Below are 25,421 nucleotides of genomic sequence, written 5' to 3'. Positions count from 1 at the left end.
CTGAACATCGACCGCTTCGCCTCGGTTCCCGGGCAAAGCCATCACGACATGCGGATGCGGGCGATCTGAGTTGAGGTGATGGCAGCATCGCGACCAAGCCGCAGTGTGTCGAAGAAGTAACGTTCATTGAAGGAACTTCGCAATTGCGAGAACGTTCCCTCAACTGGCATGCCGGTGCCGTGACACGGCGGGGGTTTTGACTTCCATGTTCGCACAGAGGAGAAGGTGAGATGCGCATCGCGCAGGTAGCTCCGTTGACGGAGGCTGTTCCACCCAAGCTGTATGGCGGCACCGAGCGGGTGGTGCACTGGTTGACGGAAGAGTTGGTTGCCCTGGGACACGACGTGACATTGTTCGCCAGCGGCGACTCGCAGACGTCGGCGAAGCTCGACGCATTATGGCCCCGGGCGCTTCGCCTCGACGGTTCCGTGCGCGATCCTAACGCGCTGCACATGGTGCTGCTGGAGCGCGTGCGGCAGAAATGTGACGACGAGGAGTTCGACTTCCTCCACTTCCATCTGGATTATTATCCGTGGTCGCTGTTCCACCGGCAGCCGACACCGTTTTTGACCACGCTGCACGGCCGGCTCGACCTGCCCGAGCATCAGCCGGTGTTCAACACCTTTTCAAAAATGCCTGTCATCTCGATCTCGAACGCGCAGCGGCGGCCGGTGCCGCAGGCGAACTGGGTGACGACGATCCACCATGGCCTGCCGGAGAATCTGCTGACGCCGAAGCCGGCGAAACAGGAATACCTCGCCGTGCTCGGCCGCATCGCGCCCGAGAAAGGCGTCGACCGCGCCATCAAGATCGCCATGCATTGCGGCATCCCGCTGAAGATCGCCGCCAAGGTCGATCGCGCCGACCAGGACTATTACGACGAGCTGATCAAGCCGATGATCGCGAACAATCCGCTGGTCGACTTCATCGGCGAGATCGGCGATCACGAGAAATCCGATTTCCTCAGCGGCGCGCTCGGCCTCTTGCTGCCGATCGACTGGCCGGAGCCGTTCGGCCTCGTCATGATCGAAGCCATGGCCTGCGGCACGCCGGTCATCGCCTTCAACCGCGGCTCGGTGCCGGAAATCATCGACGAAGGCCTCACCGGCTTCGTGGTCGAGGACATCCTCAGCGCCGCCGGCGTCGTCAAGCGACTGCCGCAGCTCGACCGTGCCGCGATCCGCAAGCAATTCGAGAAGCGCTTCACCGCGCGGCGCATGGCGCTGGATTATCTCGCGGCGTATCGCAGTTTGCAGGAAGCCCAGGCACCGCGGATCAAGCTGGTGAGCAGCGCGGAGTAAAGGTCGCTCTACCTTAGGGCACACTGTCATGCCCCGGCTTGACCGGGGCATCCAGTACGCCGCGGCTTCCCGGCTCAAGCACTGCGGTCTCTGGAATACTGGATCGCCCGGTCTAAGCCGGGCGATGACACCGAGTGTGGGACGCCCCACTCTCTCCTCCTCGTCATTGCGAGCGTAGCGGGGCAATCCAGACTGCCTCTTCGAAAAGACTCTGGATTGCTTCGTCGCAAGAGCTCGCAATGACAGAATGTGCGGCAGTTGCAGCGCCCTACACCACCACCGCCCGCTTCGGCTCCACGATCTCGAACATCCGCGGGAATTCGTCCATCAGGCCCATCAGCTCGGCGAGCCGCATCGGATTGCCCGATAGCTTCACCTTGCCGGCAGCCACCGCCTCCGGAAAGCTCGTCAGTTTCGCAATCACCTCATCGAGCGTCGCGCGCGCGAGCGTGAAGCTGGCATCGGCGCCTACCGCCTGCACGCCCTCGGTATAAGTCAGCGCGCAGTTCTCGAGATTGAGCACGAACGTCTCACCGGTGTCCGAAAAGCTCCAATTCAGCACGATGTGCTTGCCTTCCGCCTTGGGACCGTTGAGGCGGATGCCGAGCACGTCCCAGAGCTGCCCGGTGCGAAGTGCTGCCAGCGTCTCCCGCGGCATCGGCGGGCGCGGCGGCGTTTTCGGCATGCCCTGGCGCAATTCCTGCGCACCGAACAGATAGGCGTTGCGCCAGGTCGAGCTCTCGGCGGCATAGCCGAGCTGCTCCAGCGTATCGGCCAGCAGCGCGCGCGCCGCCGCGTTGTCAGGCTCGGCAAAGACGAGATGACCGAGCGCCTGCGCGACGAAGCGGAATTCGCCCTTGTCAAAATCGGTCCGCGCTCGCGTCAAAATCGCGTCGGCGCCGCCCATGTACTCGACGTATTTCTTGCCCGACGCCACCGGCGGCAGCGGGTCGAGATTGACCGGATTGGCATCATACCAGCCAAGGTATTTCTGGTAGATCGCCTTCACATTGTGGCGGATGTGGCCGTAATAGCCGCGGCCGTGCCAGGCGCCGTCGAGGCTCTTCGGCAGCTGGATCGTCTCGGCGATCTCGGGGGCGGTGAGGCCATGGTTCATCAGGCGAATGGTCTGGTCGTGCGCGAATTTGTAGAGATCGCGCTGCTGCCGGATCATGGTGCCGATGCGCTCGGCTCCCCACACCGGCCAGTGATGCTGCCCGCACATCGCCTCCGCCTTGCCGTCCCAAAGCTGGAGCGCCTCGCCCAGATATTTCGACCAGGCCAGCGCGTCGCGCACGTCGGCGCCGCGGAACGGCAGCAGATTGTGGAAATTGTGCGTGCAGTTTTCCGCGAGATTCAAAACCTTGTAACGCGGGATGAAGAAATGCATCTCCGCTGGCGCTTCGCTGTTCGGCGCCATCTGGAATTCGAATTCGACGCCGTCGATGACGCGCCTCTCGCCGGTCGCCATGATCAGATCGGTCGGCCGCAGCAGCGCCACCGCGCCCGCCGCCATCGACTTGCCGAGCCCGTTGTCGACCTGCCCCCGCACGCCCTTGGCGAGGAACGGGCCGAATTGATATTGCGCCCGCCGCAGCATCGCCGGCCCTGCGATGATGTTCTCGGAGACGGCATGCTCCATGAACAGATTTGGTGCGATGATGGGCACGCGGCTACTTGCCAGCGCATCCTCCTCCAGCACGCCGCGTGCGCCGCCCCAGTGATCGGTGTGGGTGTGCGTGAAGATGACGGCCGCAACCGGCCGCACGCCCCGGTGCTTGAAGTAGAGATCGAGTGCGGCACGCGCGCCTTCGATCGAGGTCAGCGTATCCACGACGATGACGCCGCGGTCACCTTCGATCAGCGTCATGTTGGCAATGTCTAGCCCGCGCACTTGGTAAACCCCGGGCACGACCTCGAACAGCCCGTGCTGCATGTTGAGCCGCGCCTGCCGCCACAGGCTGGGATTGACCGTCGGCGGCGCCTGTTCGTCAGACAGGAAGCCGTACGGCTTCAGGCTCCAGACCGTTCGCCCTTGTGGGTTGGTAATCTCTGCGTTCTCGATCGTGCCGAGAAAGCCGCGCGCGGCATCGTCGAAATCCCGCGTGTCGGAAAACGGCAGCGCGTTCAGCATCGCCGTCTGCTGCGCGATGACAGACGCCGTTGCGTCCTTCGGCTCGCTGCTGGAAATCTCGGTCATCTCCACGTCCTCCCGGACTGTTGCGCGACATCTAACCGCATCTCGCGGCCGATTGCCATCGGGGGCACTTCGCGCTCAGCTCGCGCCACGCGGATCTTACCCTCCCCTGGAGGGGGCTAGGGGAGGGTAAGAACCTCCATAGCCTCTCAATGCATCCCCAGCACCCTCGGCAGCCACAGCGTCAAATCGGGCCAGTAGGTCACGATGACGAGGAAGCCGAGCATGGTGATCAGCCATGGCATCACCGCGACCGCGAGATCGGTGATCCGCATTCGCGCTATCATGGATGCGACATAGAGGTTCAATCCGACCGGCGGATGGCAGAGGCCGACCTCCATGTTGACATCCATCACGATGCCGAAATGCACGAGGTCGATGCCGAGCTTCTTCGCCGCCGGCGCCAGGATCGGCGCCATGATCAGGATGATCGAGTTCGGCTCCATGAAATTGCCGGCGAGCAGTAGCAGGATATTCACGACCAGCAGGAAGCCGACCCAGCCGAGATTCTGCGCGGCGATCCAGTCGGCGAGCGTTGCCGGCAGGTTTTCGTTGGAGAGCACGAATGAGAACAACACTGCGTTGGTGACGATGTAGAGCAGCATCGCGCTGGTGTTGGCGGCGCGCAGCAGCACCCGCGGCACGTCCACGATTCTGATCGCCTTGTAGACGAACACCGCGATGACGAAGGAGTAGACCGCGGCCATCGCGGCTGCCTCGGTCGCGGTGAACAGGCCGCTATAGATGCCGCCGATGATGATCACGACCAGCATCAGGCCCCAGATGCTCTCGCGGAACGTGCGGGCGGTCTCGCTCCAGCTCGCCTTGGCCATCCGCGGATAGTCACGCTTGCGCGCGAGCCACCAGGTGACGATGCAGAGCATTGTCGTCAGCAGCATGCCGGGGAGCAAGCCCGCGACGAACAGCGCGCCGATCGAGGTATTGGTCGAGACCGCGTAGACGATCTTCGGGATCGACGGCAGCATCAAAATGCCGAGCGAGCCGGCAACAGTGATGATGCCGGCGCCGAAGCGCATCGGATAGCCGTGGCGGACCATCTCGGGCAGCACGATGGCGCCGATCGCAGCGACAGTCGCGACGCTCGAGCCGCACACCAGCGCGAACATCGCGCACGCGACGATGCCGGCCAGCCCAAGGCCGCCATGCCAGTGCCCGATCAGCGAGGTCGCGAAATTGATCATGCGGCGCGCGACGCCGCCATGGGTGAGGAAATTTCCGGCGAGGATGAAGAACGGGATCGCCATGATCTCGAAGCCCTCGATGCCCGTGAAGAGCTTCATCGAGACGGCTTCGATCGGCACCGTGGTCAGCGTGAACAGGAACGTCATCACGGTCAGGCCGAGCGCGATCGAGACCGGAATGCCGGTCAGCATCAGCGCGATCAGCAGCGCAAAGACAGTCGCGGCCCGCATCCAGTGCGGCAGCACCACCACGCCAAATTTTTCGGCAAGGCACATCATAAAAATCAGGATCGGCGCCATGATCAGGATGACGCCCAGCGGCGAAACCTTTCGCGCGGCAGCCTTGGTCGCAGCACCAGCCGGCTGCGGATGCAGCGCCGGCGAGCCATCAGCCTCGACGCCCTCGACATGGCTCTCGTCATGATGCGGCAGATGGCCGGTCCAGTAGTAGGACCAGCAGACCTGAAGGAAACGGAAGCACATCAGGCCGGAGCCGAGCGGGATCGCGAGATACACGAACCACATCGGCGCTTCCAGATCGTTGGACTGCTGGCCGGTCTTGAACATCTCGCTGACAAAGGAGGCGCCGAAGGCGGCGATCATGCCGGTGAACAGCGCGCCACAGAGCAGCGAGAACAGGATCACGTGCTTGCGCGAATGTTCGGGCAGGCGGTTGACGAGCAGATCGACGCCGACATGGATGCCGGTGCGCACGCCATAGGCCGCGCCGAACTTCGCCATCCAGATGAACATGTAGATGCAGAGTTCCTGCGCCCAGGACAGATCGAGCTCGGACAGGAAGGTGAACACCGCCATCGACAGCGACGCGAGCCAGCTCATTCCGTGCGCGGCCGCCCATCTGGAGAGGACGATCGATTCGCCGGCGCCGTAACGGTGCACCACGGCAATGAAGATCAGGCCGGTTGCAGCCGCAATGAGCGTCGCGATCAACCATTCTTCGAGATGATTGAGCGCCGAATTGAGCACGCGAAGCAAATCAAAGTCCCCCTATCGATGCGAAACGGTCGGGAGTGCCCACACTCCCGACCGTTGGTATTATTCTCCGGGAAAACGCGTCAGTTCATCTTGACGTCGAGTTCCTTGGCGACGAGATCGAGCACTTCCTGCCCGACCCGGCCCTTGGCCCAGGTATAAGTCGGCCGCATCGCTTCCTGCCACGCCTTGCGATCGGCGTCGCTGAGATAATGCAGCGTGGTCTTGCCGGCCTTCTTGATCTCGGCCAGCGCGTCCTCGTTCTCCTGATGCGCGATCTGGTTGGTGTATTCGGTTGCGTCCGCCATCGCCTTCTCGACCTGGGCGCGGATATCTGGCGGCAGCCCGTTCCAGAATTTCGAGTTGACGATGACGGCATATTGCAGATGGGCGTGATAGGACACGGTGATGTCCTTCTGCACCTCGTAGAACTTCTGCGTCAGATAGTTGGACGCGGTGTTCTCGCAGCCGTCGACCACGCCGGTCTGCAGCGCCTGATACACTTCCGAGAACGCCATGATCTGCGGGATCGAGCCCATCAGGCGGAAATACTGATCGGCGATTTTCGATCCTGAGATCCGGAATTTCAGACCCTTGAAATCCTCCGGCTTCATCAGCGCTCGGTTCGACGACACCATGTGGAAGCCGTTGTCCCAATAAGCGAGGCCTGTGATGCCCTTCGCCTCGAGCTTCTGGAACAGCCACTTGCCGATGGTACCCTTCATCGCGTTGGAATAGGTCGCGTCGTCCTTGAACAGCCAGGGCAGGTCGAGCGCCTCGAATTCCTTGATGCCGAGCGGCGCGAACTTTGCGGTCGAGGGCGCCAGCATCTGCACCGAGCCGAGCTGGAGTGCCTCGATCTCCTCCTTGTCCTTGTAGAGCGAGGAGTTCGGATAGACTTCGATCTTGACCTTGCCGTCGGTGTACTTCTCGGCGAGCTCCTTGAACTTCAGCGCCCCCTTGCCCTTCGGGGTGTCGTTGGCGACGACGTGGCTGAACTTGATGATAACAGGGGTCTGAGCCTGGGCCAGATCAGGAACCAAGGCGGGAGCCACGAAAATAGCCGCGGCCGCGACCGCGAGAAGCAGCTTGCGCATGAACCAACCTCCCAACAACCTCTAAAACCGGGTCTTTTTTGTTTTACGGTTTCAGTAGTGGCAGCAATCCGCCACCCAAACAACTAGACCTAAGCCCAATTTGCCGCAGGCAAGCTATCTTGACGGCTGCGCTCGACGCAACCCGGCACCCGCTCCCTCCGAGGGGAGCGAGCGCTTATGTCGCATTGCGAAGGTCGCATCAGCCCTTGCGCTGGGCCACCATGAACAGCCGCCGGAACGGAAACAGCGTCTGCCCCGCGGCATTCTTCGGGTACGCCTTGGCGACGCGCATCCCATATGCCGCTTCGAACGCGGCCTTCTCCTCGCCCTGCAAAATATCGAGATAGCGCGTCAGCCAGGTCCCCTTGGTCCATTCCTTCACAGGGTTGTCGCCTTCGAGCACCTGAAGATACTCCGTCTCCCAGATGTCGACGTTCTCCGACAACGGCGCCAGCAGATCATGATAGAAGGCCGGCGCCTCGACCGGCGGCAGGGTGACGAGATGCTCGACCTTGGACCGCCACGGACCGTCGAGCGCGGTCTCACCAATCAGCACATGCGACGGCGCGAGGAAGTTGCGCGGCATCTGCACCGCGAGCATGCCGCCGGGCGCGACCTTCTCCATCACCGACGGAAACAATGCCGCATGATTGGGCAGCCAGTGCAGTGCGGCATTGGAATAGACCACATCGTATTGGCTGGCCGGGCGCCAATGGCCGAGGTCCTCGTGCGACCATTCCACGTCAGGCGCCGCCTTGCGGCCGGCGGCGACCATCTCGGCCGAGCCCTCGACGCCGGTCACCGCCGCATCCGACCAACGCTCCTTGATCAGTTTTGTCACGTTGCCGGCGCCGGCCCCGAGATCGGCGATCGTGCGCGGTCCAACATCCGGAATCCGCATCAACAGGTCGACGGCGGGCCGGAGCCGGTGGCCGGAGAATTTTAGATATTGCTGCGGATCCCAGACCATCGTTCGACGCCTTTTCTTTTTCGTGTTTCCTTCAACCTCGCTCTTGGTTACCACTGCTCGTCCGGCACAGGCAATTCAAGCCGGGCGGGACAGGGCAGGAAACGAGCACCAATAATCAAAAGCCGAAACAAGAAAGCGTGTGACCATGGACCTCGGGCTCAAATCGAAAACCGCTGTCGTGACAGGCGCGAGCATCGGCATCGGCCGCGCCATCGCCAAGGGCCTTGCCGCCGAAGGCGTGCGCATCGTCGGCGTGGCCAGGCGCACCGACCTGCTCGCCGAACTGGTGAAAGAAGTCGGCGGCGGCTTGATCACGCCGCTCGAGCAGGACGTGATGGCGACGGACGCAGCCGAGAGGATCGCGGCGTTCGCCGTGAAGGAGCTCGGCCATGTCGACATCCTCATCAACAATGCCGGCGGCAGCCGCCCCCTCCCCGTCGATGCGCCCGACAGCCAATGGGACGAGGCGATCGCGCTGAACTTCACCAGTTATCGCCGCATCGCGCACGCGCTGCTGCCGCAGATGATCAAACGCAAATGGGGCCGCATCGTCAACATCACCGGCAAGTCCGAGCCCGAAGGCCTCAACGCCGCCTTCGCCGCGAAAGCCGCCGTGCACGCCTGGGCCAAAGGCCTGTCGCGCGAGATCGGCGAGCACGGCATCACCATCAACTGCATCCCGCCCGGCCGCATCATGAGCGAACAGATCCGCCGCAACTATCCGCCTGACTATCGCGAGCGCTTTGCGGAGGAGGAGATCCCGGTCGGCTATTGGGGCGAGCCGGAGGACCTTGCCGCACTCGCGGTGTTCCTGGCGTCACCGGTGGCGCGGTACATCACGGGCACGGTGATCCCGGTGGACGGGGGATTGCGGAGGTATCAGTTTTAGGGCGGGCCTGCTGGGTCCGATCAGCCGACGAAAGCATGCCGTGTCCGCTCTGCTCTCGGCCGCGGATAGCATGAACCCGGTGCGAACGAGTCGGCTTTGAGCCAGGAGCAGACAGGACCATCATGGCTCATTCGAGTTTCAATTGTATTGATTTTATCAGTGGCGAAAGCCGCTCGACTTCCCGTTGTACTATTTGCTGCGCCTTCTCTGGGCTGGAGTCTCTATCAGGCTCCAGCACCTCAGCCCGATACGTTTCGAGCAACGACGTGTTTGACATGATTTTGCGCGTTGCTTGAGCCAGCTGGCTGATTATCGGCTCGGGTGTCGCCTTCGGCGCAAATAAACTGAACCAGCCATCGAATTTGAGATCAGGCATTCCGCTCTCGATGGCAGTCGGTATATCGGGTGCACCGGCCATGCGCCGTTCGTTGGTCACCGCCAGTATCCTGAGCTTACCGCTTTCGTGAAGTTGAAGCAGTTGGCCTGTCATGACCGCAACGATCAGGGGCAGCTGACCGCTGAGCAAGTCATTGGTGGCTGGCGCCGCACCTCGGTAAGGCACGTGAACGATGTCGGGAAGTCCAGCTTGTGATTTGAACATCTCGCCAGCAAGCTGATTGGTCGTGCCGACCCCGGCCGAGCCATATGAGAGTTTGCCCGGGTTCGCTTTGCCATATGTGACAAGCTCTCCCAGGTCCTTGACAGGAAGTGAAGGGTGGACTGCGAAGGCCAGGCCACTGGAGACGAGCCTGTAGATCGCCCGAAAATCTCTCGCACTGTCGTAGCTCGGGCGCGTTGAGGCGAGCGGTATAACGACCTGATTTCCGGCATTGCCGAGCAAAAGCGTATAGCCATCAGCAGGCGCATGAGCAACCGAGGCGCAGCCAACGGCTCCCCCCGCGCCAGCAATGTTCTCTATGACTACGGGGCCAAACGAAGATCCTATTCTGTCTGCCCAAGGTCTTGCGATGATGTCGTTTGAGCCTCCGGCGGCGAACGGCACCACCAAGCGGATCGGTCGGGCCGGGTACGTGTCGGCTCTCACGCCTGAAGAAGTTAGCGTGAGCGCACCCAAGCTGCCGGCGCCAAATAAAACTTCGCGACGAGATGGCAATATCATTGCTACCCCCAGCGGCGGATAAAGCGGCAACGATAAACCAACTATCGTGAGCTGCAATCACCCCAAAGGGTGACCTTCGCGGTCAAATACTCCAGATGACAGCTTTGGGGCAAAAGGCGAGATACCGGAGTTGCCCGCGTAAGTCTGCTTCACGTCTCGAAGCGGACATACGCATGCGCTGCTGCCCCGGATGATCGCACGCAAATCGGGCCGCATCGTCTACATCACCGGCAAGTCCGAGCCGGAGGGCCTGTCGCGTGAGATCGGCGAGCACGGCATCACCATCAACTGCATCCCGCCCGGCCGCATCATGAGCGAACAGATCCGCCGCAACTACGCGCCGGACTATCGCGAGCGCTTTGCGGAGGAAGAGATTCCCGTCGGCTATTGGGGCGAGCCGGAGGATCTTGCGGCGCTCGTGGTGTTTTTGGCGTCACCGGTGGCGCGTTACATCACGGGCACGGTGATCCCGGTGGATGGGGGGCTACGGAGGTATCAGTTGCGCTACGTAAGATTGCATGTTCGAATGGCATCAACAAGCGATTCTGGGTCCCGGCTCTGCGGCGCGTCACTTCGTGCCGCACCGCGTCCGGGACACGAGCCTTAACCCTGAGGAAGGGCAGAGCCCAGCGACAGCATCCAACATGACGCGTCGCGGCCGCCAGGGCTCAGAAGCCGCCCCTCTGCGAAACACGCTTGGAAGGTCGGCCACGAGCCAACGCCGAAAAAGCTACCCCTATTCATGCAGCCGCGCTTGCCAGTCCGGAGGCACCACCCCATCCGGTCCCGGCACCGGCTGATCCGACGGATGCGCGTGCGGGCCCAGAAGCTTCGGGCCGGCGAAAGCCTCTCCTGTGCGATAGTCGTAGAACCATCGTTCGCCCGGCTCGAAGCTCGTGATGACAGGGTGACCAGTCGCCGCGTTGTGCTTCGAGGCATGCTGATTGGGCGATGCGTCACAGCAGCCGATGTGACCGCATTCGACACATCTGCGAAGATGAAACCACCACCCGCCCGCCGCCGAGCATTCCACGCAGCCCGTTCCGCTCGGCTTGGCGGCAAGGTTGATGCCATCCCTCTCAGACGTCATAGGTCAACTCGCTGAAGCGGCTCGCGGTCATCGCAGATACATTCGCGCGGCGATCTCGTCCACATCTCCGCCACGGCCGCACCTTGCCAATGTTTTGTCGGACAGGTCAACGTTGCGCCGGCCCGCACTCCGTAGGGAGGGGAGAGCGCAGCGACCGATCGAGAGCATCCAAGTTGAAACATGATGGGTTTCGCAAGGGCTCTACCCATCCTACGGACCTCGACATGCTCTGGAACCACCTGCTAAGCTGAGCGGTCCCTGGTGGACGCATACAGGGCGGTCCCGTGTAGAGAAAAGCGTGGTAAGCCCCACCTTTGGATTCACTGAGCACGGTATGGCCGAAATCCGAAAGATCGCCGCGATCCTTGCCGCTGATGTCGTCGGCTTCAGTCGTCTGACGAACACGGACGAGGATGGCACGCTGGCGCGGCTTCGGGCACTTCGGAGCGAACACCTCGATCCAACCGTTGCAGCCCATCACGGCCGCGAGTTCAAGTGGACGGGCGACGGCTTCTTGGCCGAATTCAGAAGCGTGAGCGACGCCGTCTGTTGTGCGCTCGACATCCATGCGGCCATGCCGGATCGCAATACGAGTTTGCCAGCTGACCGTCGCATCGAATTTCGCATCGGAATCCACCTCGGCGAGATCATTGAAGAAGACGATGGCGACCTTATGGGGGACGGGGTCAACATCGCGGCCAGGCTCGAAAGCATCTCGGCCCCAAATGGCATCTGCATCTCAGCCGCCGCATACGATCAAGTTCGCAACAGATTGAATCACGACGTCATCGACCTCGGCGAGCGGGATCTCAAGAACATCCAGCGCCCGGTCAGAGCTTATCTGATCGGGGGAGTGGCGAACCATGGGAGCGTCGTCGCGGAGAGGTCGATTGGCTCCGCAACGGGTCGGTCCCAGGCGGAGAGGCCCTCTCTCGCGGTGTTACCTTTCCAGAATTTTGGGGGCGACCATGAGACCGATTATTTCGCGGATGGTATCGTTGAGGACATCATCACAGCCCTAAGCCGCACGCGATGGCTGTTCGTCATCGCTCGCAATTCGTCATTCATCTACAAGGGCAGGCCCGTTGACGCTCGCCAAGTCGGGCATGAACTCGGTGTGCGCTACCTTGTCGAAGGCTCGATCCGGAAGGCGGGACAGAGGGTCCGAATCTCGGGACAGTTGATCGAGGCCGCAACAGGGCGGCATCTCTGGGCTGACCGCTTCGACGGGGATCTCGCGGACATCTTCGATCTACAGGACAGGATCACCGCTTCGGTCGTGGTAGCGATCGAACCAAGCGTTCGCCTGGCCGAGATTGAGCGCGCCCAGCGGAAGCCGACCGACAACCTGGACGCCTACGACCTGCTCCTCCGTGCGCTCCCCGCCATAAATGCCTATACGCGAGAGGGGTTCGCGGAGGCTGAAACCCTGCTGCGTCGCGCGGTGGCGCTCGATCCAGCCTACGCCGAAGCGCTCGCGGCCCTTGCGGAGTGCCTGGTACGAATGACGCTCAACGGCTGGGTGGCGAACAAATCGGCTGCAACGGCCGAAGCCGCCGACCTCGCGGCGAGAGCCGTCACTCTTGATCCCGCGAACGCCACGATTCTTGCCATTGCGGCCTGGGCCTATTCGACGGTTGGCGTGCGGTTCGAGCAATCCCTCGAGCTTGCGGACCGTGCTCTCGCGATCCACCCAAACTCCGTTCATGTCCGTTCGTTTTGCGGGTGGGTGTACAACTATTTTGGCGAGAGTCTCAAAGCCATAGAGCAGTTCGAAGAGGCGCGGCGGCTGAGCCCGATCGATCCGAAGAGCTATTTTCCAATGCTCGGGCTTGCTGTAGCCCACTTCTTTGCTGGCCACTTCGAGGAGACCGTGGCGATCACAGGCCGTATCCTGGTGGAGGTGCCGACCCACAACGTCGCGCGCCGCTACCGAGCCGCAGCCTTCGCACACCTTGGTCGCTTGAACGAAGCTCGCGCCGCGATCGCCGATCTCCTCCAGGCTCAGCCGAGTTCGAGTCTTCGGAACTCCCGCAGCAGCGTGTTTCGGGATCAGCGCATGTCCGATCTTTACATCAGCGGCTTGGAAAAGGCAGGCCTCCCCGAGTGACAGCGGGATTCTGAGAACAACGAAGCTCTTGTCACGATGGAGGATGAATCCGACGGGCTTGAGTGCCTGCCAAGGCCTCGATCCGCAGCGTAAAGCTCGCGTCGCGTTCACATAAAGTTGCTGGCGATCGCGAGACGAGAGACATCGCTTCGCAACGAAAAGTCGGCACATTCCAATCCCCAACAATCACGGACGAAGCACGACAGGCCATGCCTCTGCCAATTCGTCACGGGAGACGCGCAACATGAACATGTGGGATCGGACATCGCGAGGGCATCAGCCCTGCCCCGACTGCTGCGGCCCGTCCTCGTCGCGCCGGAGCTTCCTCGCGGGCGTCGGTGCACTCGGCCTTGCCTCGGCCGTCCCCGCCATTGCGGTCCACGGACAGACCAGACCGTCGCTGATCGATACCCACCTTCATTTCTATCCGCCTGAATATCAAAAGCTCTGGCTTGGCTACGAAGACGCTCGCAAGCAGCCGCACTTTCCCGGCCAGGTCGCCTGGACCCGCGAAAAACTCGTCGAGGACATGGACCGCAACGGCATACGTACAGGCATCCTGTCGATCGCCTCCACGCCGGGCGTATGGTTCGACCTCGGGCCGGCGGAGGCCGGCCGGCTTGCGCGCGTCTGCAACGAATACGCGGCTGAGATGATGCGCGAGCATCCGGGCCGCTTCGGCCTGTTCGCGACCTTGTCGATGCTGGACATCGATGCCACGCTCAGGGAGATCGAATATGCGTTCGACACGCTGAAGGCGGACGGGATCGGGCTGCAAAGCAGCTACGGCGACAAATGGCTGGGCAATGCCGCCTACAGGCCGGTGCTGGAAGAACTGAACCGTCGCAAGGCTGTCGTTTATGTGCATCCGCTGGTCGCGAGTTGCTGTAGTGCGCTCAGCGTCGGCACATTTCCGGCGGTGATCGAAGTCCCGCACGACACCACACGCACCGTGACCAGCCTTCTGCTCAGCGGCTCATTTGCCCGACACCGCGACATCAAATGGCTGTTCTCGCATGCCGGTGGCACGATCCCGATGATGGCCGGGCGCATCAATTCGTTCTATGGGGCGCGGCCCGACCTGAAGGAATTTGCGCCGGACGGGATCGAGGGCGAGCTACGCCGGCTTCACTACGACACCGCGAATGCGACTTTCGCGCCGTCCATGGCCGCGCTGCTCAAGCTGGTCCCCGCCTCCCAGATCACCTACGGCACCGACTATCCGTATTTCGGCCTTGGCCAGTTCGAGCAGTTGCAGAAGCTCGGCCTCTCGACAGGGGATCTCGATGCGATCGGCCATGAGAACGCGATACGTCTCATTCCGCGGTTGCAAGCCTAGAGCATCATCCTGAAAAGCGTGGCGCGGATTCGGCCAGTGCCTGGGCCTTGCTGCCGGTCGCTGCCACGATGACATCATGCCAGTGTTTTGCCCGACGGGTCAACATCATGACGGCCGCGCATGTCGTCGCGACGCGGTTCGAAAAACCCTTGTTGATCAAGGGGCCTTCTACTGTGCATGGGGTTGTTTTTCGACTTTTTGTCTTGAACGACGAAAAAATTTGTGAGGCCCCTACTCCGCCTGCAGGATCTCCGCAATCGCAGCCCCCGCCGCGATCGTGCCGAGCCTGCCGCCGACGTCGCGTGTCGCCCGGCCCTCACCAAGCGCCTTCGCCACCGCCGCCTCGATCGCATGCGCGGCTTCCTCGTAGCGCACGGCGCCGGTCTTCTCGCCGTGCCAGGCAAGCAGCAACGCTGTCGACAGGATCAGCGAGACCGGATTGGCGACGTCCTGCCCCGCGATATCAGGCGCCGAGCCGTGCGCGGCCTGCGCCATCGCATAGCGGTCGCCGACATTGAGCGAGCCGCCGAGACCGAGGCTGCCTGACAGCTCAGCCGTGAGATCCGACAGGATGTCGCCGAACATGTTGGTGGCGACGATGACGTCGAAGCGATCGGGGTTGCGCACCACATGGGCCATCATGGCGTCGACGAGGATGTCGTCGACTGCGAGGCCGGGATAGTCCTTCGCCGCCGCGCGGCAGATGTCGAGGAACATGCCGTCGCCGATCCTGAGCACATTGGCCTTGTGCACGATGGTGAGGTGCTTTCGGCGCTTCATCGCCAGACGGCAGGCAGCGTGCGCGATGCGCTCGCAGCACAGACGCGTGATCCGGCGTAGCGAGATCACGACGTCAGGCGTGACCAGCATCTCGCCATTGCCCTGCTCCATGTTGCGGTCGGCGTAAAACCCTTCAGTGTTCTCGCGGACGACGACGAGGTCGAAATCGCCGAGCCGGCCGGGCCGCCCGGCGTAGGTGCGTGCCGGCCTGACATTGGCGTAGAGGTCGAGGTTCTTGCGAAAGTGCCTGGACGGATTGATCTCGCCATGCGCCTCGTCCTTGAAGTCGAACGTCGCGGTCGGCCCCAGGATCAGGCCGTCGGCGGCGCGGACGATGTCGAGCAGCTCAGGACGCACCGTCGTGCCTGATAGCTTCAGGCTCGCGTGCCCGACCGCGTGCTCCTCCAGCCGCAGATTGAGCTGGAAGCGCTCGGAGGCTGCGCGCAGCACGCCCGATGTCGCGGTCGTGATCTCCGGTCCAATGCCGTCACCGGGCAGAACGACGATTTGCATGGCGATCCCCTGAAATTGCAACTGCTGGCGCGATCATACGCCGGCGCGAGGCCGCTTCGCCCTGTCTTCGCGCATACAGTGCATGCGTGCTTGTACCTGTGGAAGCGGGCCCCGGCGTAGTACATGCCAAAAGCCCTCTTTAGTCACGCTGCCGGAGCAACGCGCGAACGCAATGACAATCACGTTACCCGCCGCCGCGCGCGAGCCCGACCACACCATGTCCGATGGCCTGCCGGCCGCGCAGCGGCGCTGGGCGATCGCTGCGATCTTCACCGCGCTGGCGATGGCCTCGCTCGACACCGCCATTGCCAATATCGCGCTGCCCGCCATTGCCGCCGACCTGCATGTCTCGCCGGAGCAGTCGGTCTGGGTCGTCAACGTCTACCAGATCGCGCTGGTGGCGACGCTGCTGCCGTTAGGCGCGCTCGGCGAGATCGTCGGACACCAGCGCATCTATCTCGGCGGCCTGATCCTGTTCACCATCGCCTCGCTGTTCTGCGCGGTGGCGTGGTCGCTGGACAGCCTTCTGGTCGCGCGCACGCTGCAAGGCCTCGGGGCCAGCGGCATCATGAGCGTCAACACCGCGCTGGTGCGCTTCGTCTATCCTGGACGAATGCTCGGCCGCGGGTTCGGCCACAACGCGCTGGTGGTCGCGACCGCCTTCACCGTCGGACCCTCGGTCGCCTCCGCGATCCTGGCGCTCGGACCGTGGCCGTGGCTGTTCGCCGTGAACATCCCGTTCGGCCTAGTCGCGACCGGGATCGGCTTTGCGATGCTGCCGAAGACGCCGCGCGCGGATCACGGCTTTGACTTTCTCGGCGCGGTCCTCGCATCTGCCTGCCTCGGCCTGTTCATCACGGGCATCGGTAGCGCCGCGCATAATCTGTCGCCTGTCGTCGTGGGCATCGAACTGGTCACGGCCCTTGCGCTCGGATTCATCCTGACGCGGCGCCATGCCGATCACCCCGCGCCGATGCTGCCGATCGATTTGTTCAGCCGGCCCATGTTCGCGCTGTCGGCGGCAACCGCGGTGTGCTCCTTCGCGGTCCAGGGCCTCGCCTTCGTCTCGCTGCCGTTCTATTTCGAGGACGTGCTCGGACGTTCGCAGGTCGAGACCGGCTTCTTCATGACGCCGTGGCCGCTGGTGGTCGGCATCATGGCGCCGATCGCCGGCCGCCTGTCCGATCGTTACGCAGTGGGATTGCTCGGCGGCATCGGCCTCGTGCTGCTCGGTCTCGGCATGGCGCTGCTCGCGATGCTTCCGGCCAATCCTGCGATCCCCGACATCATCTGGCGGATGGTGATCTGCGGCATGGGTTTTGGTTTCTTCCAGGCGCCGAACATGAAGGCGGTGATGTCGAGCGCGCCGCCCCACCGCAGCGGCAGCGCCTCCGGCATCGTCGCGACCGCGCGGCTGACGGGACAGACGACGGGCGCGGCGCTCGCTGCGCTCTGCTTCGCGCTTGCCGGTCACGATGGCGCAACCGTCGCGCTCTCGCTCGGCGCAGGCTTTGCCGCGCTCGGCAGTGTGATGAGTTTTCTGCGGCTGGCGGTGAAGTAAACCTCTCAGGCGAGGTACCGGACCGCCGTCGCGTCGATCGGCGGCGCCGGAATGACCGTCTCGTCGTCAAGCGCAGCAAGGCGCGCGTCGATGGCATCGATGACCTTACGCGAGAACGGCCCGAGATGCGCATAGGCCGCGATCATCTGCACCGCGATCCGCGCCGACGACGTGTCGCGCTTGGCGCAGTTCATGAAGGTCTGCCACAGCGGGCGTCCGTTCGGAATGGCCGTGACCACACGGTGGACCGTCTCCATCGCGCCGACCCTGGCGCGGATGTCGCCTTCGGCAAGCTCGTGGCGCTGCCTGGAGCGGTCGAGCAGCATCATCAGCTTGTCGATGCGGCCTGCATAGGCCGCCGGGCTATAGACCCGCTCGAGCACCGTCTTGTAGTCCATCAGGATGTCGCGCAGCGGACGGACCGGATCGAAATTGATGCCGCCGGTGCACTGGTCGCCGCCTGTGGTCGAAGCCAGATCGTGGTCCGCGTGCAGCCGGCCTTCCTTGGCGAGACGCCGCGTGAGCTGCGTGTTCGGCAACGCGTAGAGCAGACCGACCATCGCGACGGGAATCGCGGCCTCCTCGATGAAGTCGACCATGGCATCCGCCATCGCAACCTTCTCGCTGTCGAAGCCGACGATGAAGCCGGCGGTGACCAGCATGCCGGCGCCGTAGATCTTGTGAATGCTCTCGGCGATGTTGCGTCTTGTGTTCTGCTTCTTCCGCATCGCGACCAGCGTCGCAGGGTCCGGGCTTTCAATGCCGACGAAGATGGCAAAGAAATTGGCCGCACCCATCAGGTCGAGCAATTCGGGATCGTCGGCCAGATTGACCGAAGCCTCGGTCGACAATTCGAAGGGATAGCCATGCGCGCGCTGCCATTCAGCGAGCTTGGGCAGGAACTGCCTGAGCGACTTCTTGTTGCCAATAAAGTTGTCGTCGACGAAGTCGAGATGGCCGCGATAGCCCATGTTGTAGAGCGTCTCGAGCTCGACGAACATCTGCTCGGTCGTTTTGGTCCGCGGCACGCGGCCATAGAGCTCGATGATGTCGCAGAACTCGCAGGTGAACGGGCAGCCGCGGGAATACTGCACACCGAGATAGAGATAGTCCTCGAACTTCAGCAGGTCGAAGCGCGGCACCGGCGTCGTGGTGACGTCGGCCTGGAATTTCGGCGCTGTGAAGACGCCCGAGCGCTTGCCGCTCTCCCACGCCGCAATGAATTCGTCGATGACGCCCTCGGCTTCGCCGAGCACCTCGAAGTCAGCCCGCTCATAGATGTGCGGGCTCGACGTCGGATCGGGACCGCCGACGACCACCGGCTTGCCCGCCGCGCGGCACATGTCGATCAGGCGCAACGTGTCGGCCTGCTGCGGCAGCATCCCGCCCGTGAAGACGACATCGGCCCAGGCGAGATCGTCGTCACCGAAGGGCTGCGTATTGCAGTCGATCAGCCGCACCGTCCAGTCCTTCGGCAACATCGCGGCGACGGTGATGAGGCCAAGGGGAGCGGCCGGGCGCCGCACGCCCATCAGCTTGCAGGACTCGCCGAAGCTCCAGAACGACTCCGCCGTGAACAGCGGATAAAGCATCAGCACGTTGCAGGGGCTCGCCACGTTCATGGAACTCCTCTTGACTCGGGTGCAGTGTAGCAAAGCGTTTCCGTCTTGCATCCCGGCAAAAGGGACAAACTGTCGCTGCAGCGCAGTGATGATCGGACCTGGAACCGCCGTTCATGAACGGACGTCGCCCCACGCCGCGCATCTGGCGTCCAGGGCTGGAACCCGGCCCGCTGATCAAGCGTGCTCGGTCGCCAGCAGCTTCCGGCTGGCTGCCAGGACATCACTGCACCAGGCGTAGAACGCGCCGAGGAACTCACGGCCGGCCGCGTCGGTGCGCGCGTGCTGCCGCAACGTCTCGAACCCCTTCTCCATCCTTGACGCATTTCGCGCAAGCAGCGTGCGGATGTCGCTGCGAACCTGCGGATCCTCCTCCTGCTCGAGCATGTGCACGTCGAGCTGGGTGACGTGGATGAACGAATATTGCGCGTGCAGCACAGCCGTCATCGGACGCGGCCGGTCGACCACGATCGGGCTCGCATAGAGCTCGTCTTGCGGATTGCTGATGATCCGGATCGCATTCTCGTTGGCGACACCGAACGCCCGCAGCTTGTGATGGGCCATTTCATGGACGATCGCCTGCGCCGTCGCGAGCGGACAGTTCACCGTCAAGCCGATGACACCGAACCGCGCATCGACCGAATGGCTGGCCGAGCCGAGGCGGCCGGGCCCTTCGGTCGGCTGCTCGGTGTCGTGATAGCACTGGATCGTGTGCACGATGTCAGGCCATTGTTTTGCAGCGAGCGGCCAGCGGTGGACATAATGAAGCGCCTGCTCCATGGCCGTGATGGCTTGCGTGTCGGGGACGAAGCGCGGCGCGGGAAGCAGTGGATCCTCAATGCGCAGGACAACCCTGCCCTCCGCAACGGTCGGCGCACCGTTCACCGGGGAACGCTGCGGCGGCAACGGGCGCCACGGGGTCGACTCGGTTTCGATCAGGCCGAGGGCGACGGCCGTGTCGTAACCATCGGCCTGCGGGCGTGCCGTGCGTTCCCAGTCAATCGACGTCGCATTCATGGCGCGTTCTCCTTCAAACCAGTCAGTGCAGGCGATCCATCGCCGGCGAGAGCGTCGCGGACACCCGCGCTGCGCGCCCGGGCAGCAGGGCAAGCCCCATCGTTGCCGCAAGATTGTCGATATCCCTGAAGCGGCGCAGCGACCGGTCGGTGCCGATCACGATGATCGACCTTGCGATCGCGGAGATGGCGGCGAGCGCGTCGCGATCGCCAAGCTGCTCCGGATCGACGAAAGCGAGATCGATGCCTTCAGGCGCAAGACGCGACAGCACCGCAAATACATCTGTACTGGTCCCGCCAAGCACGGGGAATGACGCGCCGAGCCGCTGGCGCGCGGCCTCAGCCGCCGCAGTATCTTCCTCGGTGCCGTATAATCTCAGCTTTGGCTTTGTCTGCGCGATCAACTCCAGCAGCAAGCCATCGCCGCAGCCGATATGCACAGCCGTTGTGGCGCGGCGCAGCGCAGCGGTCTGTTCCCAGACGACGGCGCTGAAGCGCGAGCGCATGGCGAAAGGACTCGCGAAACCGGCCGATTCAAATCCGGTGCCGAGTTCGGCGAGGACGTGGGCGCTGTCGACGAGCTCGATCGCTGCGGCCTTTCGTTTTTCCGGGCGGCGCGCTGGCGCGGCGAGACGAGGTTGCGACGGCCCCTCGTCGGACAGCCAGGTGCAGCGGAACGCAGCCGTCGTGATTTCGGCGACGCCGTTGACCAGCGACGCGCCGACCGTCCAACCCGCGATCTCTTCGAGCCAGCTCATTTCCTCGACGAATCCCAGCTCTCGGCCGAGATCGAGAAACGGACGCGAACGATCGCGCGTGGCGGAGCAGTCCGTCGAACATGGCGCGTGCCGCACCGGCCCCAGCCCCAAAACTGCGAGTGCGGTGTGGGCTGGCACGGCTGTCTTGTCCTCACGCGCAAGCACACGAGCCAGCGGATCGCTTCCGCCGCGCCGAAGATGATTCGCCCAGGATTCCGCGCAGCAGGCGGGATAGCCGAACCGTATCGCCGTCTCTGCCATGTCCTCTGCTGCCGGATCGGCCATCGCTGCGTCGAGCGGCGCAGCGCCGATCAGGAACGCATAGTCGAGCAGCCGCTTCGGCTCGTCGATCGACGCGTCCTGCGACCAGTCGGCGGCGTAGCCGAGCGAAGCCTTGATCGGCCTGGCCTCGAGGCCGATCGCACGCACCCGCTCCGTCAAGGCCTCGATGCCATCATAGCCGGTCCACAGCACCGTCGCTGCAATGTGCTTCCGTCGCACCATCTCCAGTTCAATCGCGAGTGCCGCCTCGCCGAGACGTTCCAGGCGCGGCTGCCAAAGCGCACGCGCCTGTGGGCCGCTGAAACTGATGCGCTGCGTAGCCGCCTTCGCGACAACAGGCTCGCGCGGCGCGGCCGCAAGTGGAGGACGAGGCCAAGCCAACCAGCATGTCAGCCACGCGGATTTCATGTTGAATCCGCTGGCTGGAGCAGCGAATGCAATGTCGGATTGTCACCGATCGACCATGCCGCGATCATCTTCGCTTCGAGATCAGGTCGAAGCTCCGACCGGCTGATCGCGATTTCGCCGCTCGCCAAAAGTTCGGTCTCGATATCCTCGAACAGGCCGAACCACACCGGACAGTCAATCGAGCGCATCCGCCAGTCGCCGCCGATCGCGGTGCCCGGGCAGTTGCCCTTGCAGGCGAGGAAGAACCGGCAGCCCTGGCATCCGCCATCGGCCTGCGGCGTCCGGTAGAGCGAGAGCTGGCGCTCGAAAGCCTCGCGGCTCGCGCGCAGATGGGTGACGCCATCCTTGTTGGTGCGGCCGCAATTGCCGAGCCGGCCGTCGCTTTCGACGCCGACCACGGCGCGCGTCGCATAGGGATCGCAGGCATGGAACACGCATGAGGTGCGGGCGTCGTCTCCCCCCAACATCGCGGCCATCTCCGTGAAGATGTCGAACTCGACTGACGGCAGCTCCTGTTCGAGCCGGCGCAATCGCCTGAGAGCCACGAGATTCTCCTGCGCGGTGAGCGCGAGGCCCTCGCCTCCTTCCGTTTCGTCCTGCTCCAGCAGATGCAGTCGCAGCTTGCGTACGCCGAGGCTGCCGAGAAACCCGATCCAGTCGCACAGCACGTCGAGCCGCCCCGGCGCGGCGTTCATCCGGTTGAGCGTCACGATCACGTTCGGCGGCATGCCCTCGCGGCACAGCGTCTCGATCGCGGCCTCGATGCGCGCAGTCGCGCGCCGCGTTGCTGCAAGGCTGCCGGCCCAGCGGGCATCGTTGAGCGGTCCCGACCCGTCGATGGAGATTCCGATGCGCACGCGGTATTTCCTGAACAGCTCGATGTCGCGCTCCTCGATCAGCGTGCCGTTGGTCTGCATGCCGACGCCGCCATGGCGGTCGAAGCCCAGCTGCATCAGGCGTTCGAGATCGGACCGGCGCGTCATCATGATCTCGCCGCCGAACAGGCTGAACGGCTCGCCCAGTCTGTCCAGCGTCGCGATGATCGCATCGAGATCGTAGCGCGTCGGGACGTTGCCGGCGGTGCGGATGCCCTCCTGATAGCAGTAGCGACACTTGATGTTGCACTTGTCGCCGAGCGGGCGGACTTCGACGGTCATGGCTGCACCCGTTCGAGGCCTGCCGGCTCATCGCGGAGATCCGTCAAGCTCGCGTGAATTTTCGGGCGCTCGCGCGGAAGAACGAAGCCGAGCGGAAACTCGGCGCGCGCGTCGGCGTCAAAAACCTCCCGGCCGGCGTCCGTGACCAACGAGAGCATCCTGCCGTCGATCTCGATCGCGAACCGCCGCATCAAGACCGCATCCATTGCGGCCTCGACTGATGTCACGTCAAAGCGATCCGCAAGCTGCTCAGCAATGTTCGGCCGCGTGCAGGGATTGCGCAGCAGATTGAGCACGGCGACCTCGGACGGTGTCGGGCAATAAAACGGCTGAAGCGCGCATGCGCGGGTGTCGCTGACGAGATGCGCGGTGCCCACGGCCGTCATCGTCAATTGCGGTGAGAAGGGTTGGTCGAACCAGCGCGCGCGCCAGCCTGCGCTTGCGTCCTTGAGCGACACCAGATCCTGCTCACGTGCGGCGTCCGGCGCATCGCCCTCGAAGAAATAAGCGAGGTTAGCGAGATCTTCGTCCGGGACGTCATAGATCGCGCCATAGGCCGGCATCGGCGTGACGTTGTGAAAGCCGATCTCGGCGGCGCGCTCAAAATTGGGGCTGAAGCGGTCGAGCCGGATGCGGCCGCAGCCGACCGGCGGCTGAAGGTGTTCGAGCAGCGGCACCATCTTGGCGACGGCGTCATAAGCGTCGCGCGGCTCGCCGGGGAAGCCATAGAGGATCGACCAGACCAGCCCGACGCCAAGCTCACGGCAATTGCGCAGCAGACGGAGGTTGAGCAAGGCGCTCACGCCCTTGCGCATGAGATGCAGCACCGGGTCTGAGAGGCTTTCGATGCCGGGCTGCAGCCAGACAGTCCCGGCCAGCGCCAGCTTCTCGAGCTGCGCTTCGTCCATATTGGCCTTGATCTCGTAGAAGAAGCGAAAGCCGTGCGCCGGGCGTTCGGCGAGCTTTCCCAGCACGCCGTCGATGTGGGACATGCCCAGGATGTTGTCAGTGGCGGCAAAACGTCCGATCCCGAATTCCGCATGCAGTGTCTCTATTTCGCAGAGCACGCGTGGCGCCGACTTTGCCCTGAACGCCATGCCCTCCCCATTCAGGCCGCAGAAGGTGCAGTGATGCTTCTGCCCCCACCAGCAGCCCCGCGACGACTCGAACGGAATCGAAGGACGCACGCGCGAGGCTTCAGACATCCAAGCCAGTTGCGCGAAATAGTCTGCGTAGTCCGGTATCGGCAGCGCATCCATCGCGGTCGGACCGGCCGCGCTACCTGTGGCAGACTGTTCACGTGACAGGCATCCCGGCATACCGCGGGGCTGCTCGCCGCGCAGAATCGCCTCAGCGGCCGGGCCGAACACGGTATCGGCCTCGCCATTGAAGACGTAGTCGATCTGCGAAAAGTTCTTCAGCAACACCGCGCCCATCGGGCCATGGCAATTGGCGCCGCCGAGGCAGACGATCACGGACGGATCGCGCTCTTTCACCGCGGCCGCGATCGCGAGCGAGGCGACCGTCTGCTCAAACATCGAGGTGAAGCCGATGATTTTTGGGTTGCGTTCGAGCAGCCGGTCCGCCGCTTCGGCGACAAAGGACGGGATCAGATTGCGGCGGATCTCATGGAGCTGCGCCAATCCCTTTCGCTCGACGGCGGCGCTGAGCTCCTGGATATGACGCTGCACCTGCGGTCGGTCGGGCCGCGCGCCCAGGCAATCGCCGAACAGCCAATCGCCGGCCAGAAGATGGCTTGGCAGCTTCTCCGCGAGTTGCTCGTTCAGGTCGAGCCCGATGCGATCCGCGAAGAGCAGATTGAGATAGAGCGACTCGGCCCGAATGCCCTTCTGCCGCAGCAGCGCCTGCAACAGGCCGAGCGCCGCGGACGGGCGTACCACGGACATCACCGGCGCCGAGCAGAAGAGGACATCGACGCTCATGGGGCGGCCACGAGGTTGGCAGGTCCGGCCTGGCCGTCCAGCAGGATCTCGCAGGTCTCGATCTGGCTGCGGCGCGCCTCGGCGGCTTCGCGCACCCGCGCCAGCAGATCCGGCGAGCGGAAGATACGATCGCAGGCGGTGCAGATACCATCGAACTCCTCCGCGCGCATTGGCACGGGATCGTCGGCCGTGACAGCAGCGAGGATGGCAACGGGTCCCTCCAGCCTGATCCATCTATAGAGCGGATCGTCGGCGGCCGCCCGCATGGCGGCTTCGATCCCCTCCTCCGCAATGTGGCCGACTTTCAGGGAATCGTAGTGAGGAAGCACGCCGCAGCAGGGCTGGATGCCGCCCTCGTGATCGACTGTGAGGGTGTGGAGAACGGACTCGCACGGTCCGCGGTAAGCCGACGCGTGGCGAACGCGCCCCGCTCGCGTTTCCTCATCCGTGCCCTCGCCACGGCCGGTCGAGTTGGCGACAGTTTCGTAGATGTTGATCCCGGGCTCATCCTGAAGGCCAAGGTCGACGCGCAGGCTGGCGGCCGTGATCCGCGAGCCGGCCTCGACCACCACCGCGATTCGAAGCAGCAGGCCGTTGTCCCGCGCGGCAGCGACCGCATTGGCAATGAAGTTCAGCGGCACGAACTCGGCGTGGGGATCATCATACGACAGCGTCATCTCGGTGAGGCCCGCGACCCGCAGTCGTTGAACAGCCGCCATCGCGCGCGCAGGCGACTTGGCCCAGAACGCACTCGTGGTGATGCCGGCGCGCAAGCCCAGCGACGAGGCCAACGCCACGGCGTCAGCCACGATATCCGCGTGCAGCATCGGATCGCCACCGACGAAATGGACGATCTCCATCGACGGTATCTGCGCAGCCTGCTGAATGCACCGATGAACGTCAGCGGCGGAAAGATGGCCGCCGTGAAACATGTCGGATGAAAAGCAACAGTGCGAGCACTTGAGCGGACATTTCAGCGTGACGTTCAAAACGAGATTCTTGGGCGTCACCCTGGCCGCGCGGAAATCGGATAAATATTGTGCGCCGAGCGCCATGGCCGACGACCCCATATCCCG

19 protein-coding genes and 2 pseudogenes are annotated in these 25,421 nt (G+C 63.5%); 6 read left to right on the top strand and 15 right to left on the bottom strand.

Annotated elements, in window-relative coordinates:
* Positions 1-230: 230 nt before the first annotated feature.
* Positions 231-1,301 (top strand): glycosyltransferase family 4 protein, encoded by a 1,071-nt coding sequence (locus tag B5V03_RS19125; protein ID WP_129271950.1) that lies wholly within the window; start codon positions 231-233, stop codon positions 1,299-1,301.
* Between the two features lie 268 nt (positions 1,302-1,569).
* On the opposite strand, the gene B5V03_RS19120 is transcribed toward B5V03_RS19125, so the two are convergent.
* From B5V03_RS19120 to B5V03_RS19105, 5 genes and pseudogenes are all read right to left on the bottom strand, one after another.
* Positions 1,570-3,501, bottom strand: a complete 1,932-nt coding sequence (locus tag B5V03_RS19120) for an alkyl/aryl-sulfatase (RefSeq protein ID WP_129271949.1) — start codon at positions 3,499-3,501, stop codon at positions 1,570-1,572.
* A 146-nt stretch (positions 3,502-3,647) separates the two neighbouring features.
* Positions 3,648-4,931 carry a TRAP transporter large permease gene (locus B5V03_RS42925; RefSeq protein WP_245502275.1) on the bottom strand — a complete coding sequence of 428 codons (1,284 nt, stop codon included), beginning with the start codon at positions 4,929-4,931 and terminating at the stop codon, positions 3,648-3,650.
* Between the two features lie 234 nt (positions 4,932-5,165).
* A pseudogene (locus tag B5V03_RS42920) lies at positions 5,166-5,516 on the bottom strand (TRAP transporter small permease); the annotation flags it as partial.
* 260 nt (positions 5,517-5,776) lie between these two features.
* On the bottom strand, positions 5,777-6,790 hold the full coding sequence (locus tag B5V03_RS19110; protein ID WP_129271948.1) for a DctP family TRAP transporter solute-binding subunit: 1,014 nt from the start codon (positions 6,788-6,790) through the stop codon (positions 5,777-5,779).
* Positions 6,791-6,989: 199 nt separating this feature from the next.
* Entirely contained in the window at positions 6,990-7,760 is a 771-nt protein-coding gene (locus B5V03_RS19105; protein WP_129271947.1) for a methyltransferase domain-containing protein, read from the bottom strand.
* Between the two features lie 145 nt (positions 7,761-7,905).
* On the opposite strand from B5V03_RS19105, the gene B5V03_RS19100 reads away from it, so the two are divergent.
* Positions 7,906-8,649: an SDR family NAD(P)-dependent oxidoreductase gene (locus B5V03_RS19100; RefSeq protein ID WP_129272039.1), complete on the top strand. Its 744-nt coding sequence runs from the start codon at positions 7,906-7,908 to the stop codon at positions 8,647-8,649.
* A 127-nt stretch (positions 8,650-8,776) separates the two neighbouring features.
* On the opposite strand, the gene B5V03_RS19095 is transcribed toward B5V03_RS19100, so the two are convergent.
* Positions 8,777-9,799: a Bug family tripartite tricarboxylate transporter substrate binding protein gene (locus tag B5V03_RS19095; RefSeq protein WP_245502269.1), complete on the bottom strand. Its 1,023-nt coding sequence runs from the start codon at positions 9,797-9,799 to the stop codon at positions 8,777-8,779.
* Positions 9,800-9,917: 118 nt separating this feature from the next.
* Here B5V03_RS19095 and B5V03_RS19090 point away from each other — a divergent pair.
* A pseudogene (locus B5V03_RS19090) lies at positions 9,918-10,268 on the top strand (SDR family oxidoreductase); the annotation flags it as partial.
* 237 nt (positions 10,269-10,505) lie between these two features.
* Here the strand turns inward: B5V03_RS19090 and B5V03_RS19085 are convergent.
* Positions 10,506-10,859 carry a UBP-type zinc finger domain-containing protein gene (locus tag B5V03_RS19085; RefSeq protein WP_129271946.1) on the bottom strand — a complete coding sequence of 118 codons (354 nt, stop codon included), beginning with the start codon at positions 10,857-10,859 and terminating at the stop codon, positions 10,506-10,508.
* Positions 10,860-11,193: 334 nt separating this feature from the next.
* On the opposite strand from B5V03_RS19085, the gene B5V03_RS19080 reads away from it, so the two are divergent.
* Complete coding sequence (locus B5V03_RS19080) at positions 11,194-12,969, top strand: adenylate/guanylate cyclase domain-containing protein (protein ID WP_129271945.1); 1,776 nt, start codon at positions 11,194-11,196, stop codon at positions 12,967-12,969.
* A 244-nt stretch (positions 12,970-13,213) separates the two neighbouring features.
* Positions 13,214-14,308 (top strand): amidohydrolase family protein, encoded by a 1,095-nt coding sequence (locus B5V03_RS19075; protein WP_129271944.1) that lies wholly within the window; start codon positions 13,214-13,216, stop codon positions 14,306-14,308.
* A gap of 4 nt (positions 14,309-14,312) precedes the next feature.
* On the opposite strand, the gene B5V03_RS41535 is transcribed toward B5V03_RS19075, so the two are convergent.
* Positions 14,313-14,468, bottom strand: coding sequence for a hypothetical protein (locus tag B5V03_RS41535; protein ID WP_164988122.1), 156 nt, complete (start codon positions 14,466-14,468; stop codon positions 14,313-14,315).
* 71 nt (positions 14,469-14,539) lie between these two features.
* Complete coding sequence (locus B5V03_RS19070) at positions 14,540-15,601, bottom strand: isocitrate/isopropylmalate dehydrogenase family protein (RefSeq protein WP_129271943.1); 1,062 nt, start codon at positions 15,599-15,601, stop codon at positions 14,540-14,542.
* A 172-nt stretch (positions 15,602-15,773) separates the two neighbouring features.
* On the opposite strand from B5V03_RS19070, the gene B5V03_RS19065 reads away from it, so the two are divergent.
* Positions 15,774-17,162 carry an MFS transporter gene (locus B5V03_RS19065; RefSeq protein WP_129271942.1) on the top strand — a complete coding sequence of 463 codons (1,389 nt, stop codon included), beginning with the start codon at positions 15,774-15,776 and terminating at the stop codon, positions 17,160-17,162.
* 5 nt (positions 17,163-17,167) lie between these two features.
* Here the strand turns inward: B5V03_RS19065 and B5V03_RS19060 are convergent, their stop codons facing one another.
* From B5V03_RS19060 to B5V03_RS19035, 6 genes are all read right to left on the bottom strand, one after another.
* Positions 17,168-18,784, bottom strand: coding sequence for a B12-binding domain-containing radical SAM protein (locus B5V03_RS19060; protein WP_129271941.1), 1,617 nt, complete (start codon positions 18,782-18,784; stop codon positions 17,168-17,170).
* A 174-nt stretch (positions 18,785-18,958) separates the two neighbouring features.
* Positions 18,959-19,798, bottom strand: a complete 840-nt coding sequence (locus tag B5V03_RS19055; protein WP_129271940.1) for an aKG-HExxH-type peptide beta-hydroxylase — start codon at positions 19,796-19,798, stop codon at positions 18,959-18,961.
* Between the two features lie 22 nt (positions 19,799-19,820).
* Positions 19,821-21,245 (bottom strand): hypothetical protein, encoded by a 1,425-nt coding sequence (locus B5V03_RS19050; protein WP_129271939.1) that lies wholly within the window; start codon positions 21,243-21,245, stop codon positions 19,821-19,823.
* On the bottom strand, positions 21,242-22,402 hold the full coding sequence (locus tag B5V03_RS19045; protein ID WP_129271938.1) for a radical SAM protein: 1,161 nt from the start codon (positions 22,400-22,402) through the stop codon (positions 21,242-21,244). The genes B5V03_RS19050 and B5V03_RS19045 overlap by 4 nt, the downstream gene beginning before the upstream one ends.
* A complete protein-coding gene (locus B5V03_RS19040; protein ID WP_129271937.1) occupies positions 22,399-24,345 on the bottom strand; it encodes a RiPP maturation radical SAM C-methyltransferase in 1,947 nt (648 codons plus the stop codon). The genes B5V03_RS19045 and B5V03_RS19040 overlap by 4 nt, the downstream gene beginning before the upstream one ends.
* Positions 24,342-25,400, bottom strand: a complete 1,059-nt coding sequence (locus tag B5V03_RS19035) for a radical SAM/SPASM domain-containing protein (RefSeq protein WP_129272037.1) — start codon at positions 25,398-25,400, stop codon at positions 24,342-24,344. Before B5V03_RS19035 ends, B5V03_RS19040 begins: the two co-directional genes overlap by 4 nt.
* Positions 25,401-25,421: the final 21 nt, after the last annotated feature.

It is taken from the genome of Bradyrhizobium betae, from assembly GCF_004123905.1.
In the GTDB taxonomy this organism is placed as follows: Bacteria; Pseudomonadota; Alphaproteobacteria; order Rhizobiales; family Xanthobacteraceae; genus Bradyrhizobium; species Bradyrhizobium betae_A.
The sequence above is the reverse complement of the archived record's forward strand: the minus strand, read 5'-3'. Positions and strand labels throughout refer to the sequence as shown.

What these genes read in the sequence shown, in the direction of transcription:
- B5V03_RS19055 (WP_129271940.1), bottom strand. Translation starts at nt 19,798, where the DNA reads ATGAATGCGACGTCGATTGACTGGGAACGCACGGCACGCCCGCAGGCC.
- B5V03_RS19110 (WP_129271948.1), bottom strand. Translation starts at nt 6,790, where the DNA reads ATGCGCAAGCTGCTTCTCGCGGTCGCGGCCGCGGCTATTTTCGTGGCT.
- B5V03_RS19120 (WP_129271949.1), bottom strand. Translation starts at nt 3,501, where the DNA reads ATGACCGAGATTTCCAGCAGCGAGCCGAAGGACGCAACGGCGTCTGTC.
- B5V03_RS19075 (WP_129271944.1), top strand. Translation starts at nt 13,214, where the DNA reads ATGAACATGTGGGATCGGACATCGCGAGGGCATCAGCCCTGCCCCGAC.
- B5V03_RS19070 (WP_129271943.1), bottom strand. Translation starts at nt 15,601, where the DNA reads ATGCAAATCGTCGTTCTGCCCGGTGACGGCATTGGACCGGAGATCACG.
- B5V03_RS19040 (WP_129271937.1), bottom strand. Translation starts at nt 24,345, where the DNA reads ATGAGCGTCGATGTCCTCTTCTGCTCGGCGCCGGTGATGTCCGTGGTA.
- B5V03_RS42925 (WP_245502275.1), bottom strand. Translation starts at nt 4,931, where the DNA reads ATGCGGGCCGCGACTGTCTTTGCGCTGCTGATCGCGCTGATGCTGACC.
- B5V03_RS19080 (WP_129271945.1), top strand. Translation starts at nt 11,194, where the DNA reads ATGGCCGAAATCCGAAAGATCGCCGCGATCCTTGCCGCTGATGTCGTC.
- B5V03_RS19100 (WP_129272039.1), top strand. Translation starts at nt 7,906, where the DNA reads ATGGACCTCGGGCTCAAATCGAAAACCGCTGTCGTGACAGGCGCGAGC.
- B5V03_RS19045 (WP_129271938.1), bottom strand. Translation starts at nt 22,402, where the DNA reads ATGACCGTCGAAGTCCGCCCGCTCGGCGACAAGTGCAACATCAAGTGT.
- B5V03_RS19105 (WP_129271947.1), bottom strand. Translation starts at nt 7,760, where the DNA reads ATGGTCTGGGATCCGCAGCAATATCTAAAATTCTCCGGCCACCGGCTC.
- B5V03_RS19085 (WP_129271946.1), bottom strand. Translation starts at nt 10,859, where the DNA reads ATGACGTCTGAGAGGGATGGCATCAACCTTGCCGCCAAGCCGAGCGGA.
- B5V03_RS19065 (WP_129271942.1), top strand. Translation starts at nt 15,774, where the DNA reads ATGACAATCACGTTACCCGCCGCCGCGCGCGAGCCCGACCACACCATG.
- B5V03_RS19035 (WP_129272037.1), bottom strand. Translation starts at nt 25,400, where the DNA reads ATGGCGCTCGGCGCACAATATTTATCCGATTTCCGCGCGGCCAGGGTG.
- B5V03_RS19125 (WP_129271950.1), top strand. Translation starts at nt 231, where the DNA reads ATGCGCATCGCGCAGGTAGCTCCGTTGACGGAGGCTGTTCCACCCAAG.
- B5V03_RS19060 (WP_129271941.1), bottom strand. Translation starts at nt 18,784, where the DNA reads ATGAACGTGGCGAGCCCCTGCAACGTGCTGATGCTTTATCCGCTGTTC.
- B5V03_RS19050 (WP_129271939.1), bottom strand. Translation starts at nt 21,245, where the DNA reads ATGAAATCCGCGTGGCTGACATGCTGGTTGGCTTGGCCTCGTCCTCCA.